14 protein-coding genes are annotated in these 17,730 nt (G+C 67.7%); 6 read left to right on the top strand and 8 right to left on the bottom strand.

Going from position 1 to position 17,730, the window contains the following annotated elements:
- Positions 1 to 130 precede the first annotated feature (130 nt).
- From HXX10_RS17600 to HXX10_RS17590, 3 genes are all read right to left on the bottom strand, one after another.
- Positions 131 to 1,462, bottom strand: coding sequence for a sigma-54 dependent transcriptional regulator (locus HXX10_RS17600; protein WP_296524097.1), 1,332 nt, complete (start codon positions 1,460 to 1,462; stop codon positions 131 to 133).
- Positions 1,463 to 1,472: 10 nt separating this feature from the next.
- On the bottom strand, positions 1,473 to 3,377 hold the full coding sequence (locus HXX10_RS17595) for an ATP-binding protein (RefSeq protein ID WP_296524096.1): 1,905 nt from the start codon (positions 3,375 to 3,377) through the stop codon (positions 1,473 to 1,475).
- Between the two features lie 291 nt (positions 3,378 to 3,668).
- On the bottom strand, positions 3,669 to 5,033 hold the full coding sequence (locus tag HXX10_RS17590; RefSeq protein WP_296524095.1) for an SLC13 family permease: 1,365 nt from the start codon (positions 5,031 to 5,033) through the stop codon (positions 3,669 to 3,671).
- A gap of 580 nt (positions 5,034 to 5,613) precedes the next feature.
- Here HXX10_RS17590 and HXX10_RS17585 point away from each other — a divergent pair.
- Positions 5,614 to 5,787, top strand: a complete 174-nt coding sequence (locus tag HXX10_RS17585; RefSeq protein WP_296524094.1) for a hypothetical protein — start codon at positions 5,614 to 5,616, stop codon at positions 5,785 to 5,787.
- Positions 5,788 to 5,958: 171 nt separating this feature from the next.
- On the opposite strand, the gene HXX10_RS17580 is transcribed toward HXX10_RS17585, so the two are convergent.
- Together HXX10_RS17580 and HXX10_RS17575 are read right to left on the bottom strand one after the other, a co-directional pair.
- Positions 5,959 to 8,955 (bottom strand): hybrid sensor histidine kinase/response regulator, encoded by a 2,997-nt coding sequence (locus tag HXX10_RS17580; RefSeq protein WP_296524093.1) that lies wholly within the window; start codon positions 8,953 to 8,955, stop codon positions 5,959 to 5,961.
- Between the two features lie 289 nt (positions 8,956 to 9,244).
- Positions 9,245 to 9,619 (bottom strand): cyclophilin-like fold protein, encoded by a 375-nt coding sequence (locus HXX10_RS17575; protein ID WP_296524092.1) that lies wholly within the window; start codon positions 9,617 to 9,619, stop codon positions 9,245 to 9,247.
- A 189-nt stretch (positions 9,620 to 9,808) separates the two neighbouring features.
- On the opposite strand from HXX10_RS17575, the gene HXX10_RS17570 reads away from it, so the two are divergent.
- Complete coding sequence (locus HXX10_RS17570; RefSeq protein WP_296524126.1) at positions 9,809 to 11,059, top strand: nucleoside transporter C-terminal domain-containing protein; 1,251 nt, start codon at positions 9,809 to 9,811, stop codon at positions 11,057 to 11,059.
- A gap of 125 nt (positions 11,060 to 11,184) precedes the next feature.
- On the opposite strand, the gene HXX10_RS17565 is transcribed toward HXX10_RS17570, so the two are convergent.
- A complete protein-coding gene (locus HXX10_RS17565) occupies positions 11,185 to 11,454 on the bottom strand; it encodes an usg protein (RefSeq protein ID WP_296524091.1) in 270 nt (89 codons plus the stop codon).
- Between the two features lie 364 nt (positions 11,455 to 11,818).
- On the opposite strand from HXX10_RS17565, the gene groES reads away from it, so the two are divergent.
- From groES to HXX10_RS17550, 3 genes are all read left to right on the top strand, one after another.
- On the top strand, positions 11,819 to 12,133 hold the full coding sequence (gene groES, locus HXX10_RS17560; RefSeq protein ID WP_296524090.1) for a co-chaperone GroES: 315 nt from the start codon (positions 11,819 to 11,821) through the stop codon (positions 12,131 to 12,133).
- A gap of 112 nt (positions 12,134 to 12,245) precedes the next feature.
- Positions 12,246 to 13,883, top strand: a complete 1,638-nt coding sequence (groL, locus tag HXX10_RS17555; protein WP_296524089.1) for a chaperonin GroEL — start codon at positions 12,246 to 12,248, stop codon at positions 13,881 to 13,883.
- Between the two features lie 331 nt (positions 13,884 to 14,214).
- Positions 14,215 to 14,508 (top strand): Uma2 family endonuclease, encoded by a 294-nt coding sequence (locus HXX10_RS17550; protein WP_296524088.1) that lies wholly within the window; start codon positions 14,215 to 14,217, stop codon positions 14,506 to 14,508.
- Positions 14,509 to 14,884: 376 nt separating this feature from the next.
- Here the strand turns inward: HXX10_RS17550 and HXX10_RS17545 are convergent, their stop codons facing one another.
- The gene (locus tag HXX10_RS17545) at positions 14,885 to 16,135 is read right to left on the bottom strand and encodes an MFS transporter (protein ID WP_296524087.1); all 1,251 of its coding nucleotides are present in this window, start codon (positions 16,133 to 16,135) and stop codon (positions 14,885 to 14,887) included.
- A 221-nt stretch (positions 16,136 to 16,356) separates the two neighbouring features.
- Here HXX10_RS17545 and bcsS point away from each other — a divergent pair, with 221 nt between their 5' ends.
- Positions 16,357 to 17,118 carry a cellulose biosynthesis protein BcsS gene (gene bcsS, locus HXX10_RS17540; protein WP_296524086.1) on the top strand — a complete coding sequence of 254 codons (762 nt, stop codon included), beginning with the start codon at positions 16,357 to 16,359 and terminating at the stop codon, positions 17,116 to 17,118.
- Positions 17,119 to 17,136: 18 nt separating this feature from the next.
- On the opposite strand, the gene HXX10_RS17535 is transcribed toward bcsS, so the two are convergent.
- Positions 17,137 to 17,727, bottom strand: coding sequence for a hypothetical protein (locus HXX10_RS17535; protein WP_296524085.1), 591 nt, complete (start codon positions 17,725 to 17,727; stop codon positions 17,137 to 17,139).
- Positions 17,728 to 17,730: the final 3 nt, after the last annotated feature.

Raw genomic sequence — 17,730 nt, 5'->3', positions numbered from 1 at the left:
ACGGCTCGAGAACTGCCGCGTCTCACCAGCACGGGAAAGCGACGTAACCACCAAATCGTCCCCTGACGCCGCCGATCCCAGCTCCGCCGCCGTGCCGGCTGGCTCGTCGAACGCCGCCGACGCCTCGCCCTCACTCTGTTCCCAACCCCAGTTTGCGCATCTTGTCGTGCAGCGTCGTCTTGGGGATCTGAAGCGCTATGGCGGCTTGCGACAGGTTCATCCCATGCTTGCGCAAGGCGTCGGCGATCATGGCGCGCTCGAAGGCATCGACGGCCTCCGGCAACGACAGCAGCGCCGCGTCGGCCGTGGCGAACGGTGGAAAGCCCATCTCGATGCCGAGCACGAAACGGTCGGCGACGTTGCGCAGCTCGCGCACATTGCCGGACCAGACATGGGCGATCAACTGCTGGAACTTGGCCGGATGGATCTCCGGGGCGGGCCGGCCGTGCATCGCGCAGCTCAACTGCACGAAGTGCTCGAACAGGAGCCGCACATCCTCACGCCGTTGGCGTAGCGGCGGCAGCTTCAGCGTGACCACGTTGAGGCGGTAGTAGAGGTCGGCGCGGAAACGGCCCGCCTCGGCCATCTGGACCAAATCCTCCTTGGTCGCGGCGACGATCCGGCAATCGACCGGCACCGCGGCGTTCGATCCGAGCCGCTCGAGCGTGCGTTCCTGAAGCACCCGCAGCAGCTTGATCTGGACGCTCATCGGCATGCTGTCGACCTCGTCGAGGAACAGCGTGCCGCCGTTGGCGTATTCGATCTTGCCGATACGCCGCTTGGTCGCTCCGGTGAAGGCGCCCGGCTCGTGGCCGAAAAGCTCGCTCTCGACCAGGCTCTCGGGCAGGCCGCCGCAGTTGATGGCGACGAAACGGCCGCGGCGTCCGCTCGCCTCGTGCAGGCAGTTGGCGACCAGCTCCTTGCCGGTCCCGGTTTCGCCGTGGATCATGACCGGGGCCTGGGTGTCGGCGATTTCGGCGATGAGGCGCCGCAGCCGGTCGATCCCGGCGGAATGGCCGATGATGCGTTCCTTCAGCCGGTTCTGGTCGCGAAGCTGATGGCGGAGCGCCCGGACCTCGAGCGTCAGGGCGCGTTTCTCCAGTGCACGCCGGACGACGTCGACGAGATACTCCGGCAGGAACGGCTTTTCGACGAAATCATAGGCGCCGGATTTCATCACCTGGACCGCGAGCGCCACGTCGCCGTGGCCCGTGATCAGGATGACCGGCAGGTCGGGATCGATGGTCTGAATTTCGGCGAGCAGCGACAGGCCGTCGCGGTCGGGCAAGCGGATGTCGGTGACGATCACGCCGGGCAACTCGCTGCGGATGAGCTTCAGCGCCTTTTCGACCGAGGTCGCGCCCATGGTGGCACGTCCATCGAGCTGAAAGGCCTGTTCGCACCCGAGCAGCATGTCCGGGTCGTCGTCGACCACCAGCACCTTCAATTCGGCTTGCCTCATTCGGCTTGGCTCATGATGCGGGTTCTGTCGCTAAAGGAATCGTCAGGCTGAAGACGGCGCCGCCCGAGTCCCGTTCCGTCGCGCTGAGCTCGCCGCCGAAGTCGCGCACGATGCCGACCGAGATCGCCAGCCCGAGACCGAGCCCGGTGCCCGGCGCCTTGGTGGTGAAGAACGGCTCGAAGGCGTGCTGCCGCCAGGCCTCCGAGAGGCCCGGTCCGTTGTCGCAAATGTACAGCCGCGCAAAGCCGTCGGCATAGGCGGCCGCGACGAGGTCGAGCCGGCTGTTGTCGCGACCGTCCATGGCGTCGAGGGCGTTGCCGATCAGGTTGACCAGCACCTGGTCCAATCGGTTCGGATCGCAGCGCACGACGAGATTTGCATCGATATCCTCGACCACCTCGACCTTGCCGTACGCCACCCGGTGGTGCAACAGGAACAACGCGTTGTCGAACGACTTGCGGACCCTGATGGGCCCCGCCTCGCCCGACGATTTGCGGGCGAAGCCTTTCAGCTCGCCGGTCAGCCTGCCCATGCGCTCGACGAGCGGGCGGATGCGCTCCAGATTGCCGCTGGCCGTGGCGATGTCGCCACGCTCGAGGAACTTGACGGCATTGCCGGACAGGGCCGCAATCGCCGCCAGCGGCCGGTTCAACTCGTGCACGATGCCGGTGGAGAACTGTCCGATCGCGGCGAGCTTGCCGGCTTGGATCATCGCCGTTTGGGCGTCGCGCAGCGCCTCCTCGGCACGGCTGCGCTCCTCCACCTCCTCCACGAGGCGGGCATTGGTGGCGGTCAGCTCCGACGTCCGATCGGTGACCTTCTGCTCCAGCTCGTCGTGGGCGCGCTGCAGCGCCGCCCGGGCCGCGACGATCTCCCGGAGGTGATGCTGGCGCTGGACCAGCGCCACCAACGCGCCACTGAGCAGGAGGACCCCGAGGCTGGCGAGCACGGCGCGGGTCCGGGCGAGGTCGACCGCCTCCTTCAGGTCCGAGAAGACGGTGAGCCGCCAGGGCACCTCCGTCAGCATCCGGGCTTGGGCGAGGAAAAGGCCGCTGATCGAAAAGACGCGGCCACCCGTGCCGGCGTGACCGGGAAGACGAACGATCTGGGCCGTATCATCGAGGTTGCGCACCACCTCCATGCCGATCGGGGCGAGCGTGCGGTCGTTGTACTGCTGTGCCTCGGCAATGTCCCGACGAGCGGCCGAGTCGAGCGGCTGCAGCGTTCCGTATTTCCACGCCGGCACCGATGACAGGCTGATGACGCCGTGCTCGTCGGTCAGAATCGCCGGCGACTCGGCCGACGACCACGACAGCTCCAATTGCTCGAGGTCGATCTTGACCACGCCCGTGCCGACGATGACGCCGTTCTCGTGCAGAGCCGTGGCGAGATAGTAGCCCGGCCTGTTGCCGATCGTGCCGATCCCATAGAACCGTTCCACACGGTCGATCACGGCATTGCGGTAATACGGCCGGTAGGACAAATCGAGGCCGACGAAGCTGTCGGGCTCGTTCCAATTGGAGGAGGCGCCGACCCGGCCCTTCCGGTCGAGAATATAGACGACGGCCGTGCCGATTCGATGATTCAACGTCTCGAGATAGATGTTGACCTTGTGCAAGAGCGTGGCATCGGACGGGTCGCGCAAGCGCGCGATGACGTCGGGATGAAAGCCTATCACATAGGGGAACTTGGCATATTTCTCGATCTCGCGCTCGAGGCTGGCCGCGTAGAGATCGAGCCGGTGGTCGGCACTGCCGCGCAACTTGCGGATCGACCCATCGAGCTCCAGGTTGTACACGAGATAAGCGACTGCTGCCGCGGCGGCGACGACAACGACGGCGACTGTCAGCCGACGCCGCATGGCGCCCGGACGGGTGGCGCGCGGCACGCCCAGTGACGAGAACGCTTTCGACATCGCCATCCCGACCCCGCGAACGGCACGTGATTACCTGCGCGGGGGCACCGTCCTTGACGCAGCGCATCCGATCGACACAGGGCCGAGGCCGGCGGGGGCCGACTCCAAGCCGCGCCTGCAGCCGGCCCTGTGCTTCGCCATTTCACTGTACAGGAGCCTGGGCCGCGCGGCTGTTCGTGTTGCTACGGTCCCGCGACGACAGGCGCCCACGACGTTGCGGGCGCGTCTCGCGACGCGCCCGCAACCGCCTCGTCTCCGCTCGTGTGCTGCGGGGGTCCCGAGTTCGGCGTCTCAAAGACCGAGCAGGCCGAAGAACACGTAGCAGAGGAGCGCGCCGACCACCGACATCGAGAAGCCCCAGATGAGCAGCTTGCGGAACAGCTTGCCCTTGTCCTCGTGTGCGGCGGCGCAGGCCAGGCAGACGGCGCCGAACAGCGACAGCGGCGAGGTGTCGACCATGTGCGAGCCGACATTGATCGAGGAGATCATCGCCACGGGATCACCGCCCACGACCTTGACGAGGCCGGGAACCAGCGGCAGGAACATCGGCATGACGACGCCCGACGAGCTCGAATAGGCCGAGATGATGCCGGTGACGAAGCCGAGCACGCCCGTGACCGTGACCGGGCCCGAGACGGTGGCGATGATGTCGACCAGGGCGCCGAGGCCGCCGGCCTTGTCCATGATCTCGATCAGGATGCCCATGCCGCCGACCATGATGATCACCGACCACGGCATCGACCTCACCACCGTCTTGCTGTCGCCGGCGTTGAGGACCAGCAGGACGGTCGCCAGGATGAAGGAGAGGGCGCCGACATTCGGGGCCTTGCCGTTGCCGAGCACGTTCATCACCGTCGGCGTGAAGATCGGCTTCATGATCGACAGACCGGGCAGGATGACCAGCAGGACGAGCAGCAAGACGGCGCCGAGCGTCATCCACTGATGGGTCGTGAAGGGCTCCGGCTTGGCCGCGACCTCGTCGATGCTGAGCGTCGAATGCTTCTGCTGGATCATCCAGGCGGCGCCACCGAGCAGGAAGAAGCCGCCCATGTTGCCGATCATCTGCGCGAGCTCGCAGTCGAGATAGACGCGCCACGCCATCACGTCGAGGTCGCCGAGCGGCTTGCCGATGGCCGCCATCTCCGGCGCCATCTTGGTCACGAAGAACTGCGAGATGATGCCGGTCGGGGCGATCGGCGAGAACGCCGCGCCGTTGGCCGCGCCCACCACGAGGAGAGTCATCAGGAAGGCGGACAGCTTGATCCGGCCGGCGATCGCCATGGCGACCGGCGCCATCAGGGTGACGGTGGCGATGTTACCGGGGCCGATCGTGGTGATGACGGTGATCAGCGCGAAGACGATGAACGGGATCAGCGCGGTGTTGCCGCCGGCGAGCCGTATCGAGTTGGCCGTCACCTTGTCCATGGTTCCGTTGGTCGTCGCGATCCCGAACAGGAAGGTGACGCCGCTCAGGATCATGAACAGGTCGATCGGCCAAGATTGCAGAACCTTGGAGGCCGGGATGCCGGCGAAGACGGCACCGATCAGGATGGCGAAAGCGATCGCCACGACTCCGACATTGAGTTCCTCATTGTACATCGAGATGCCGACCACGATGACAATGCCGAGCAGCGAGACGAACGCTGCAATTGACATTCCTAGTATCACATGACCCTCCTGCCTGTAGGGATTTCGCTGAGCCGAACCGGAAACTGCCGGTGGATCGCATCCGGGCCGGCGGCTGGCGTCGGGGCTTGATCAGGAAGACATCGGCAGGCCGACCAGAGCGCATGCCGGCTCGGAGACCGAGACGGCGCAGGCGACACGCTGTCCGACGCGATGGTCGACGGCGCCGTCGGCACCGGGGACGTCTCGCCAGCGGCGGGATGTGGAAGCTCTGGAAGCGGCGCAAAGCCGTCGGGTGCGTGAGCCGAAGTCAGCACCCGTCGGACGGCGAAGATCGCCGGAGGTCGATGCATTTGTCAGCCCCGTGCGCTGTCGTGCGTTCGTCGCGGCGAATGAGACAGCCTGTACGGGGGCTACGGTTGGTCGTTCGGCGCAGACCTGGTCAGGCACGGAACGTGCCGGTTTCAGTCTCATCGAATTGAACTAATCTGCCGTCGTTTTTCGGCGCTGTTCGCTTGTTTCGTCCGGAATCCCGTATCGGGCGAATGATCGTCGTTCGGAAATCCGAACGAACCCGCCGGCGAACCGGCGCGGCAGATCATCAGCTCGGATGACCGGGTCCGACCTGCCTCCGTCTTCCCGGATCGCTCTTGCTGGAAAGCTCCAGTTCGGCGGCGCCAGCCGTGCGGGCCGCTGCCGGACGATGTCGATCTGGCGCGGCTGCTTCGAGGTGGCGTCGGCGAGCCTGTTCTCGGCCGAGGACCGGAACCGGGCCGAGTTCTGAGCGGAGGCGGCTCCGCCGGCCGTCACGAGTCCGCCCGCCATCGTGAGAGAGACGGTGACGGGCGCGCGGAACGACAGCAGGATCCTCTGCCGATCACGCCGATGTCCTGCTCCCGGCCTGTCCCCCCCGACCCGGAGCCTGTCGATTCAGATCACGTCACAACCTTGGATTTTATCGCAGCCGATTGTGCGCGCCATCGCGCGCGCTACATGCGGGCATGACGATGCTCGCTGACGTTGCGGTCTCGTCGATCTCGGCCATCACGCCGGCGAGCTCGTCGAACGCCGCCGAGAGCGCCCGGACCTGGTCGTCGAGGTTGCGGTCGCGGCCGGCCTTGGCGTCCTGCTCGAGTTGCCGGGCGATCTCGGCCAAGCAGGCGAAGCCGAGCGTCCCGGCCGCCCCCTTCAGGGTATGCGCCTCATGCTCGACGTCGCCGGCCGCGCGCGCCGCGACGTGCTCGCGCAGCGCCGCGACGCGGGCCCGGGAGTCGGACATGAAGGTCGCCAGCACCTGGCGGGCGCCATCGGGGCCGATCTCCTCGCCGAGCAGGGCGAAGGTGCCGCGGTCGAAGGTCGCCGCCACGTCGGCGCCCGTCCCCACGGCAGCCGGCTCGCGGACCCGCAGGCCGAGATAGCGGCGGATCGCGGCCTCCAGCCGGTCGCGGGTGATCGGCTTGCCGACGAAATCATTCATGCCGGCGATCCGACAGGTCTCGGCATCGTGCTTGAAGGCATTGGCCGTCAGGGCGACGACATGCACGCGCCGCTCCGGCTCCGGCAGCGCCCGGATGGCGCGCGTCGCCTGCAGGCCGTCCATGCCCGGCATCATCATGTCCATGAAGACGAGGTCGTAGGGCGCCGCCTTCACGGCCGCCAGCGCGGCAGCACCGTCGGGGACGAGGTCGATCGCGTAGCCCAGCCCCTCGAGCAGCTTCTGGACGACGAGCTGGTTGGTCGGATTGTCCTCGGCGACCAGGATACGCAGCGGGTGGACGGTGCCCAGTGGCGGCTGGCCGACGCCGGCCCGCGTGTCGAATGCCTCGGCCCCGGTGCTGCCCTCGACGATCGCGCCGCGCACCGCGGCGTAGCCGAGCGGCTTGCCGAGCACCGCGTCGAAGGTCTCGTCCGCGCCGGCGACCCGCTCGTGCGCCGCCGCCGAGGTCAGCAACACCAGCCGGGTCGTGGCCATGCAGGGCTCGGCCTGCAGCGAGGCGATGATGTCGCCGCTCGCAACCGTCTCGTCCAAGGCGATGCAGGTGAAAGGCTGCGCCGTGACGGCGGCGTCCCAAGCCATGGAGACGCCGAGATCGCGGGTATCGGCGGCACTCACCTCCGCCCCGAGCAGCGCGAGCTGGCGCACCAGGGCGCTGCGTGACACCCCATTGCGGTCGATCACCAGGACGCGGGGCGCCGTCGTCGCCACGCCGCCGAGCAGCGGCGCCTCCGCGTCCGGAAGGCCGACATCGACGACGACCCGGAACGCCGTGCCACGGCCGACGGCGCTGTCCACCGTGATGGTGCCGCCCATGCGCTCGATCAGCCGCTTGCAGATCGCCAGCCCGAGACCGGTGCCGCCGAACCGCCGCGACACCGAGGAGTCGGCCTGTTGGAACTCGGCGAACAGACCGCCCATCGCCTCCGGCGCGATGCCGATGCCGGAATCGACGACATCGACGGCGATGCCTATACGGCGCGGCGCGCGCGAGGCCACCACGACCACGTCGACCGTGATGCCGCCCGTCTCGGTGAACTTGATTCCGTTCGTGAGCATGTTCAGCAGCACCTGCCGGAGCCGCCCCGGATCGCCGACGACGGTGCGCGGCAACTCGGGTGACAGCACGGCGGCGAGCGCCAGCCCCTTGGCGGCGGCGCGCTGGCCGACGCCCCGCAGCGTACCCTCGACGAGGGCGGCGAGGTCGAACGGAATCTCCTCGAGCACGACACAGCCGGCGTCGAGCTTGGAAAAGTCCAGCACGTCGTCGACGAGGTGCAGGAGATGCTCGGCGGAGTCGCGCAGCGTTCCGGCGAAGCGCGCCTGCTCGCCGGTGAGACCGCTCTCGGTCAACAGCCCGGCCATCCCGATCACGCCGTTGAGCGGCGTGCGGATCTCGTGGCTGATCACGGCGATGAAGTCCGAGCGGGCCCGCACCGCCGCCTCGGCCGCCGCGGCCGCGCGCTGCAGACCGCGCTGATAGCGCTGGATCATCACAATGACGATCACGAGGCCGATGCTCAGCACCAGAGCCCCACCGAGATACATCGCCCGGTTGCGCCCGAAGGTCGCGTAGACCTCCTCGTCGGCGAGACCGACCAGGACGATCAGCGGCAGGTCCTTGACCTTGCGGTAGCTGAAGGTGCGCTGGACTCCGTCGACCGAGCTCTGGGCCTCGACCACGCCGGCCGGCGCCCGCGAGAACGCCGCGAACAGCGGGCTGCCGGCCAGCCGCTTGCCGATCACCTCGGAGCCGTTGCCGACCCGGATGCGCACCACCGCGTCGGTGCCGACCAGCGAGATGATGCCTTTGCGGCCGACATCGATCGAATCGTAGAAGCGCGCCAGATAGGTCGGGTCGACCGACACCACGGCGATGCCGAGCAGCCTGCCGTCCGGCCCCTCGATCCGGCGCGAGATGTTGATCGACCACTTGTTGCTCACCCGTCCCAGCACCGGCTCGCTGATGAACAGGATGTCGTCGTCGCGCCGAAGATGAACCCGGATGTGGTCGCGGTCGCTCAGATCCACCCCGTTGGTGCCGAGCGGATCGAGGCTGCTGGTGACGAGCCGGCCGTTGCGATCGATGACCGAGAGCTGGAAGGCAAAATCGTTGGCGACCTCGCTCGCCCGCGCCCACGGCCGGACATCGAAGCCTTGCGGGTCGCGGCTGTAGATTTCGCGGACATACAGGAGCGTCTGGTCGACGCCGCGCACCGAGCGGATGATGTGCTCCTCGAAGGCGCGGGCCAGGTTCGACGTCGTCTGATGGGCGTCCTGAGCGACGAACCGACGCTCCTCGTGGATCTCGTAGATGGCCCCGGCCCAGATCACGGCGATGCAGGCGAGCCCGAGCAGGATCACCCCGTGCGGACCGAGCGGCCGGCGCACGACGCCGCGGGCCGCCGCAAAAGTCCGCGACAAGGCGTTCGAGAAGGGGATCGACACAGTGGGCATTTCGGGTTCTGCCGGGTCCCGGCCCGAACGGCGGGCGAGGCGCCGAGTTTCTCTCGGCTGATGGCACCCAACATGCGCTCTGCGACGCACACGGCTGGTTAACGGGGCCTCACGCGGGAACGATTCGCTTTTCATAAGATTGACGGCGCGTTGATCTTCGAGCGAGCAACAATCCTCCCCGGGACAATGCTTAATCCAAACGTCTTAGGAAGCGCCGCCGCAGGCCGACGACGTCGGACGCGAGACGCAAAGCTTTGGTTTCACCACCCTCGACTGGGCAGGCGGCGCATCAGTCCAGCCGCTCGACGACCACCCTTGTGCCGGCCGGCACCGACGTGAGCATGCTCACGTCGCCGTCGGCGCGGGCAAACAGGTTGCAGGGCGCGGCGAGCCTCGTCTCGCCGTCCTGGCTGATCGGCGTGCGGCCCCAACCGATGGCGATGGCGGGTCCCTCGGGCCAGTAGACGATCTCGCCCGGCGTGACGACGGCGCGGGCCTGGGGCTCGCGCGGCGTCCGCACCGGCACCTCGAAATAGAGCTCCTCGCCCCAGGTGAGCACCGAGGCGGTAAACGGCAGCGCGGCCAGGACCGCCTCGGCGGTCGGGCCGTCGAGCAACGTGGCATCGAGGGTCAGCAATCCGAAATCGAAGCGGATACGGGCCATGGCGGTTCTCGCTGGCTGCAATGCCACGACCATACCACGCCCGCGCGCTCCCGCACGCGCGACAAGCCCCCGGGCGAACGGCCGGCGCCATGGCCGGCCTCGCTGCGCTGCGGTATGAAAATCCGCCCCTGGCGCACGATTCCTGCATGGCGGGACGACCCCGAACCGGAGAGCCCGATGGCCGACGTCCTGCCGCACCTGCAATCGGCTGCCGGGCTCATGGTCCTGCTCGGCCTCGCCTGGCTGATCGGCGAGGACCGCCGCGCCGTGCGGCCCCGGACCGTGGCGGTGGCGCTCGCCCTGACGATCGCCCTCGCATTGCTGCTCCTCGAAGTGCCGGGCGTCACGGCGGATTTCGCCGGGGCAGCGGCGGCCGTCGATGCGGTCGCGGCCGCGACCCGGGCCGGCACCGCCTTCGTGTTCGGCTATCTGGGCGGCGGCGCCCTGCCCTTCGATCCAAAGATGCCTGGCGGAGCGTTCGTGCTGGCCTTCCAGGCTCTGCCGATCGTGCTGGTGGTGAGCGCCCTGACCACGCTCCTGTTTCATTGGGGCGTGCTGCAGCCGGTGGTGCGGGGCTTTTCGGCCGTGCTGGAGCGCACGCTCGGCATCGGCGGCGCCGTCGGGCTGTCGACCGCCGCGAACATTTTCGTCGGCATGGTCGAGGCGCCGCTGTTCATCCGCCCCTATCTGGCCGGGCTCACCCGCGGCGAGCTGTTCATGGTGATGACGGGCGGCATGGCCGGTATCGCCGGCACGGTCTTCGTCCTCTATGCGACGCTGCTGCGCGACGTGATCCCGGACGTCGCCGGCCATCTCGCCGTCGCCTCGATCCTCGGGGCGCCGGCCGCCATCCTGGTCAGCCACCTGATGGTGCCGGATCGCGTCACCGGCACCACCGCGGCTCCCGCGGTCGCGCCGGCAAGGATCGCCGAAAGCACCATGGACGCCATCGTGCGCGGCACCACGGTCGGGCTCGAGCTGCTGCTCGCCATCGTCGCCATGCTGATCGTGCTGGTGGCGCTGGTCCATCTCGCCAACGCCGTGCTGGGCCTGCTCCCCGACATATGGGGCGCCCCCGTGACGCTGCAGCGGGCTCTGGGCGCCGCCATGGCGCCGGTGTGCTGGCTGATGGGCATCCCGTGGAGCGAGGCGCCGACCGCCGGCGGCCTGATGGGGATCAAGACCGTGCTCAACGAGCTGATCGCCTATGTGGAGCTGTCGAAGCTGCCGCCCGACGCGCTCGCCCCCCGCTCCCGCCTGATCCTCACCTATGCGATGTGCGGCTTCGCCAATTTCGGCAGCCTCGGCATCATGATCGGCGGGCTCTCGGCGATGGCGCCGGAGCGCCGCGACGAGATCGTCGGGCTCGGCCTCAAGTCGGTGGTCTCCGGCACGCTGTCGACCTGCGTGATCGGCGCCGTGGTCGGCATGCTGGTGTGACGGCGTGCCTTCACCCTCGTAGCCTGGATGGCGCCTGCGCCATCCAGGGTTTTATGGGCGCAGGATCCCGGGTTTCGTTTCACTCAACCCGGGCTACGCGATCGGTACTACGCGATCGGTACCGCTCAGTGGAGCTGGAACATCCCGTCGACCGCCTTGATCTCGGCCGGCTTGATCAGCCGCGAATGGGCGACCGTGACCGAGTGCAGGGGCCCTTCGAGCTTCTCCCGCCAGAAGCCGAGAAACTTGTTCAGCTCCGGAAAATGCGGGTGGAGATCGTAGTCCTGCCAGAGATAGGTCTGCAGGAGCCAGGGATGATCGGGCCGCCTATACAGGATATGAGCGGTCGTCAAGCCGTAGCCGTGTAGTTGCTTCAAGAACTCCTGAGAGGCCATGGTGTCCCCCATCCGTGTCGGACCGGAAGTCTTTCATTCCACCTCCAATCATTGCAAGCTCATTTGGTAAACAAAGTGTTCACGGAACAGGCTTGGCAGCCTAGCTCCGACAGTGCTATCAAGCCTCTACCTTTCGCACTGCAGAAAAGCTTGGGCTAAGCTTCGAGGAACGGTCGCGGCCAATCCGGCGCCTGCCGCTCGGCGGCTGGCAGTCGGGATGCCGGAGTGCCAATTATTTTCGGCCCCCCTCTTGAACCCGGTTCCACCGAGCACCAAGTCGCAACCGGGCGCCCGGGGCCCACCGCCCCGCCGGCCGACCTGCATTCCAATTCAGCACTCTGCTTCAAAAACTTAGGAGGACAGCATGAAGTTCCGTCCGCTTCACGACCGCGTCGTCGTCAAGCGCGTCGAGGCCGAGCAAAAAACGGCCGGCGGCATCATCATCCCCGACACCGTCAAGGAGAAGCCCCAGCAGGGCGAGATCATCGCGGTCGGCCCGGGTGGCCGCGACGAGGCCGGCAAGCTGGTCCCGCTCGACGTGAAGGAAGGCGACCGGGTGCTGTTCGGCAAGTGGTCCGGCACCGAGGTCAAGCTCGACGGCGTCGAGTATCTGATCATGAAGGAGAGCGACATCATGGGCGTTCTCACCGACACCGAGGCCAAGAAGAAGGCCGCCTGACCTCACATTTCGGATTCGCCAACCTGATAGGGCCCTGCCGGATTTTTGGATCGGCACCGTGGTCTCGCCGGGTCGGGAGAACGCAACGGTTTCATTCAGGAGCTGACGACAAATGGCTGCCAAGGACGTGAAATTTTCGACGGACGCGCGCGACAAGATGCTGCGCGGCGTCGACGTGCTCGCCAATGCCGTGAAGGTGACGCTCGGCCCCAAGGGCCGCAACGTCGTGCTCGACAAGAGCTACGGCGCGCCGCGCATCACCAAGGACGGCGTGACGGTGGCGAAGGAGATCGAGCTCGAGGACAAGTTCGAGAACATGGGCGCCCAGATGGTGCGCGAAGTGGCCTCGAAGTCGTCCGACATCGCCGGTGACGGCACCACGACGGCCACGGTTCTGGCCCAGGCGATCGTGCGCGAAGGCGCCAAGTCGGTCGCCGCCGGCATGAACCCGATGGACCTCAAGCGCGGCATCGATCTCGCGGTCGAGGCGATCGTCGCCGACCTCAAGAAGAACTCCAAGAAGGTCACCTCGAACGACGAGATCGCCCAGGTCGGCACCATCTCGGCCAACGGCGACTCCGAGATCGGCCGCTTCCTCGCCGAGGCGATGAAGAAGGTCGGCAACGAGGGCGTCATCACGGTCGAGGAGGCCAAGAGCCTGGAGACCGAGCTCGACGTCGTCGAGGGCATGCAGTTCGACCGCGGCTACATCTCGCCCTACTTCATCACCAACGCCGACAAGATGCGGGTCGAGCTCGAGGATCCCTACATCCTCATCTACGAGAAGAAGCTCTCCGGCCTGCAGGAGCTGCTGCCCCTGCTCGAGTCCGTGGTGCAGACCGGCAAGCCCCTCCTCATCGTCGCCGAGGACGTCGAGGGCGAGGCGCTGGCCACGCTCGTCGTCAACAAGCTGCGCGGCGGTCTGAAGGTGGCGGCTGTGAAGGCGCCGGGCTTCGGTGACCGTCGCAAGGCCATGCTGCAGGACATCTCGATCCTGACCGGCGGCCAGGCGATCTCGGAAGACCTCGGCATCAAGCTCGACAGCGTGACGCTGCAAATGCTGGGTCGTGCCAAGAAGGTGACGATCGAGAAGGAGAACACCACGATCGTCGACGGCGCCGGCAAGAAGGAGGAGATCGAGGCCCGGATCTCGCAGATCAAGGCCCAGATCGAGGAGACCACCTCCGACTACGACCGCGAGAAGCTGCAGGAGCGGCTCGCCAAGCTGGCCGGCGGCGTCGCGGTGATCCGCGTCGGCGGCGCCACCGAGATCGAGGTGAAGGAGCGCAAGGACCGCGTCGACGACGCCATGCACGCCACCCGCGCGGCCGTCGAGGAAGGCATCCTGCCGGGCGGCGGCGTCGCCCTGCTGCGCGCCACCGAGTCCCTCAAGGTGCTCAAGCCCGAGAACGACGACCAGAAGACCGGCATCGAGATCGTCCGCAAGGCGCTCTCGGCTCCGGCCCGCCAGATCGTCCTCAATGCGGGCGACGACGGCTCGGTCGTGGTCGGCAAGATCCTGGAGAACGCCGAGTACGCGTTCGGCTACGATGCCCAGAACGGCCAGTACGGCAACCTGGTGAGCAAGGGCATCATCGACCCGACCAAGGTCGTTCGCGCCGCGCTCCAGAACGCCGCCTCGATCGCCGGCCTGCTGATCACCACCGAGGCCATGATCGCCGAGCTGCCGAAGAAGAACCAGCCGGCCATGCCGGGTGGCGGCATGCCGGGCGGCGGCATGGACTTCTGATCGGACTTTTCGGTCGCCGACCCTCGGGTCGGATCAACGTCGCAAACACGAAGGCCCGGGAGCGATCCCGGGCCTTTTTTGCTTGTTCACCCTCCCCTGGAGGGGGAGGGTCGACCGCCGAAGGCGGGCGGGGTGGGGTGAAACCCCACGCACCGGCAGCGCTGTCACCCCACCCCGGCGCGCTACGCGCGCCGACCCTCCCCCTCCAGGGGAGGGTGAACGGGCCTCGATTCGGCGCATGCTTCGCGGCCACCGCTCCCACCTCGCCTGAAGACCCATTAGACTGGTGTCGACGAACGAGGCCGTCATGACCGTTCAGACCCCCGTACAGATGGACAAGTCCGCCTTCCTGACCTGGGCCGAGGGTCAGGAGGAGAATTTTGAACTTGTGCGGGGGCACGTCGTAATAATGACCGGCGGCGTAAGAGCCGAGCGGCAAATCGTCCTCAATCTCTTCAGAGTTCTGGATGCGTGGGTCGATCCGGAGACGTGGGCCGTCCTGCCGAAGTTCGGCGTCGATGTCGGGCCGGCGACCATCCGGTTTCCGGACATCGTCGTCGACGTCCCGGCGCTCGGGATCACGCTGCCGCTCGACGAGATTTATCGACGCGTCGGCGTGGGCTGAGACTCGGCACGGCCGGCATCCCGGCGACACGAGTGCGTGTGCGATCCGCACACACCGACCCCGGATACGAAAAAAGGCCCGGGCATGGGCCCGGGCCTTTCGTCGTCGGCGCCGAAGAAGGCGCCCGTCCCCCAAGCCCGCCCCCGTGCGGGATTAAGTCAACGACCACGCAGTCCACAGTGCGCGTTCATCCGGCGTCACCGTGAGCGCCGTGGTCGTCGGCGCCTGAACGCCTTTGTCCTGATCATGATGCGCCGTCACGGTTAACGACCCGTTAACGCGTAAAAGATTTTCTGAGCGTCGTGATTCGGACCCGGTTACCGCTGTCGCGCCACCGGGCGACGCCACCGCTCGGCGACGTGAGAACGCCACCGCCCTACTCGGCCGGCGCCGCGCCGGGCGCGACCGCGATCCGCGGGCTCGCCAGCGTCACCACCGCGACGAGGCCGAGCACGGCGGCGAGAAACAGCCCTGCCACCACGACCAGCGCCACCAGCACCAGGTCGAAGCCGCCGCGCGCATGCAGCACGGCGATCACGGGCACGGCGACGCCCGACGAGGCGAACGACAAAAAGTACCGCACCGCATAGACGCGGCCGCGCCAGGCATCGGCCGTGTAGCGAGCGATCACCATGTCGCCGACCGTCACCTGCCCGTACAGCGCCGCCATCACCACAGCGAGCGCGGCGATCAGCACCATGCCGTTCGCCTGCACGGCCCAGGCAGCGCCGACGAACAACAGCGCCACCACCAGCGCGAACAGCAGATGCGGCGCCACCCGCTCGGCGATGCGGCCGACCACCAGTTGCGCCACCGCGCCGCACAGGAACACCGTCGTCGCCAGCCCGCCCACCGCGGCGAGCGCGACGCCGCCGCCGAGCCGCTCGTCGACGATCTTGGGCAGCGCCACCACGATGGTGTTGAAGGTGAGCCCGCCGCAGAACGAGATGATCACGTAGAGGCTGAAGAAGGCGATCGCGGCACCGCGCGGCAGCACGATCTCGGCGACGCGCTTGCGGCTGCCGGTCTCGTGGCGATCGTCGGCGACCATCGCCAGATAGGCGATGCCGACCGCGATGCAGACGATCGCCGGGACCCAGAAGGCGCCGCGCCAGCCGAGCCAGGAGGCCAGCACCGCGGTGACGCCGGAGGCGAGCGAGACGCCGAGATTGCCGCACACGCCGTTGAAGGCTAGCGTGCGGCCGCGGGCGCCCGACGCCTCGATCAGCATCGCCATGCCGACCGGGTGATAGATCGCCGCGAACACGCCGAGCATGAACAGCCCGACCGCGAGCATCGGCAGCGTCGGCGCCACGGCGCAGCCGAAGAGCGCAATGCCGCAGCCGACGAAGAACGCCGCCATCATGGCGCGCCGGCTGAAGCGGTCGGCGAGCCAGCCGGCCGGCAGCGAGAACAGCCCGAAGGCGACGAACATCGCGGTGGAGAGGACGATCAGCTCCGAATAGGGCCGCTGGTAGACCGCCTCGAGGCCGATCACCACGGTCGGAAAGATGCCGAGCACGAAGTGGTCGATGCCGTGCGCCGCGTTGAGAAAGGCGATCGAGCGCCGCGTCTGCTGCGCGGCGTCGCCGGCCGCGGGATGAGTGCGCGACGGAATCGGGGGCATGGGATCGTCCTGCACGACGGGAGCCGCGATCCTAGCACGGGCTAGCGCGCCGACTGCAAGATGCGCCGGCTGATGTGGCCTCCACGCCACGCTGCGTTGCCGTCAGACAATGCGCAACCTGTTTTCCGGATTTGTTCGCGTGGACCGGCGACGTGCGGCTCGCTAGATTTACAACTCGGGTGCGGCGAACCTGAGCAGTCCGGTTTCCATAGGATCGTGCCATGAGCCGGTCGGGAATCGGCGCGGTTGCTTTGGCGACCGCGTTGCTCGGTGCCGTCGCGAGCGCATCAGCCGACCCGATGCCGGCCGGACCGGTCTCGGCCGAGATGCTCGCGGCGCTCGAGGCCGATCAGATCATGATGTTCGGCGGCACCGATCTCTGGCGGGCCGGAGGTTTTTTGCACGGCGGCTTCGCCTGGGCGCCCGACGGCCTCGCACAGGACGGTCTCGTCCTCAAGGTGCTGGCCGGCGCCGGTACCTATCAGTACCGCAACGGCACCACGCAGATTTACGCCGCCCACGCCCTCGGCACCGTGGCGCCGGGCTGGATTTTTCGGCACGACCGTTTCATCGCGGTCGCGTATGCCGGGCCGGACATACAATACCACTGGACCCTGCCGGCCGATCTCGGCAATCCGCTGCGCGGCACCCATGCGGGCGTGCGCCTCGGCATCGAGACCTGGTGGGAGCCCCTGCCCGACACCATGGTCAAGGCAGCCGGCTCGTGGTCGTCGGTCGGCGGCAGCTACGCGCTGCAGGCGGCGTTCGGCTGGCGGGTGCTCGAGCCCCTGTTCGGCGGCGTCTATGTCGGCCCCGAGCTGCAGGCCTTCGGCGACGACACCTATCGCCAGCTCCGCGCCGGCGTCCACGTCACGGCGTGGCGGCTCGGTCCGTACGAGTGGTCGGCCGGCATGGGCTGGGTGACCGACTCGGACGATCGCGCCGGCGCCTATGTCCGGCTCGGCGTGCTGACCAAGCAGTGAGGCTGCTGCGACCCGACATCACGGCGCACAGGGCGGCGGCTCGCAGCTCTCCACTGCGCGGGTGCGTTCCCTGAACTGCTGCAGCAGCAGATAGGCGCCGACCGCCCCAGCCAGTCCCGATGCGATCAACGGCAGATGGATCGGCAGGTCCGGACCAGCCGTCCCGCCGCCGCGTCGCATCATCAGGACAAGACCGAGCACCACATTGCCGGCCGACAGCACGCCGGTGGACCACGCCAGCGCCCAGTCCTCCAGCGAGAAGGCGCCGTGCCGGCCCCGCGCCACCGCGGCGAACTTCTCGTAGGCGTGGAAGACACGAAGATCGTCGGACTTGGCGAAGACGTCGAGCGCGTGGATCCGGCAGCTTCCCAGGAAGGCGCCGATCACCACGGTGCGGAGCGCGATGTGATAGCAGAGGCTGTCGACATACAGCGACACCAGCGGCACCAGGGCCAGCAGGCCGAGCAGACTGCTGTTCCAGGTCTTCTCGGTCAGCGGCGACAGGCCGATCGCAGCGGCGCCGAGCGCCGACACGATGATCAGCTTCCACTTGACCAGATCGAGGCGGGCCTTCTGCGCCTCGACGATCTCGTCCCTGAGCTTCTGCATGTC

Origin of the sequence: Rhodoplanes sp. (assembly GCF_013377085.1) — a bacterium.
GTDB lineage: Bacteria > Pseudomonadota > Alphaproteobacteria > Rhizobiales > Xanthobacteraceae > Rhodoplanes.
This window is presented reverse-complemented; position numbering and strand designations above follow the sequence as displayed.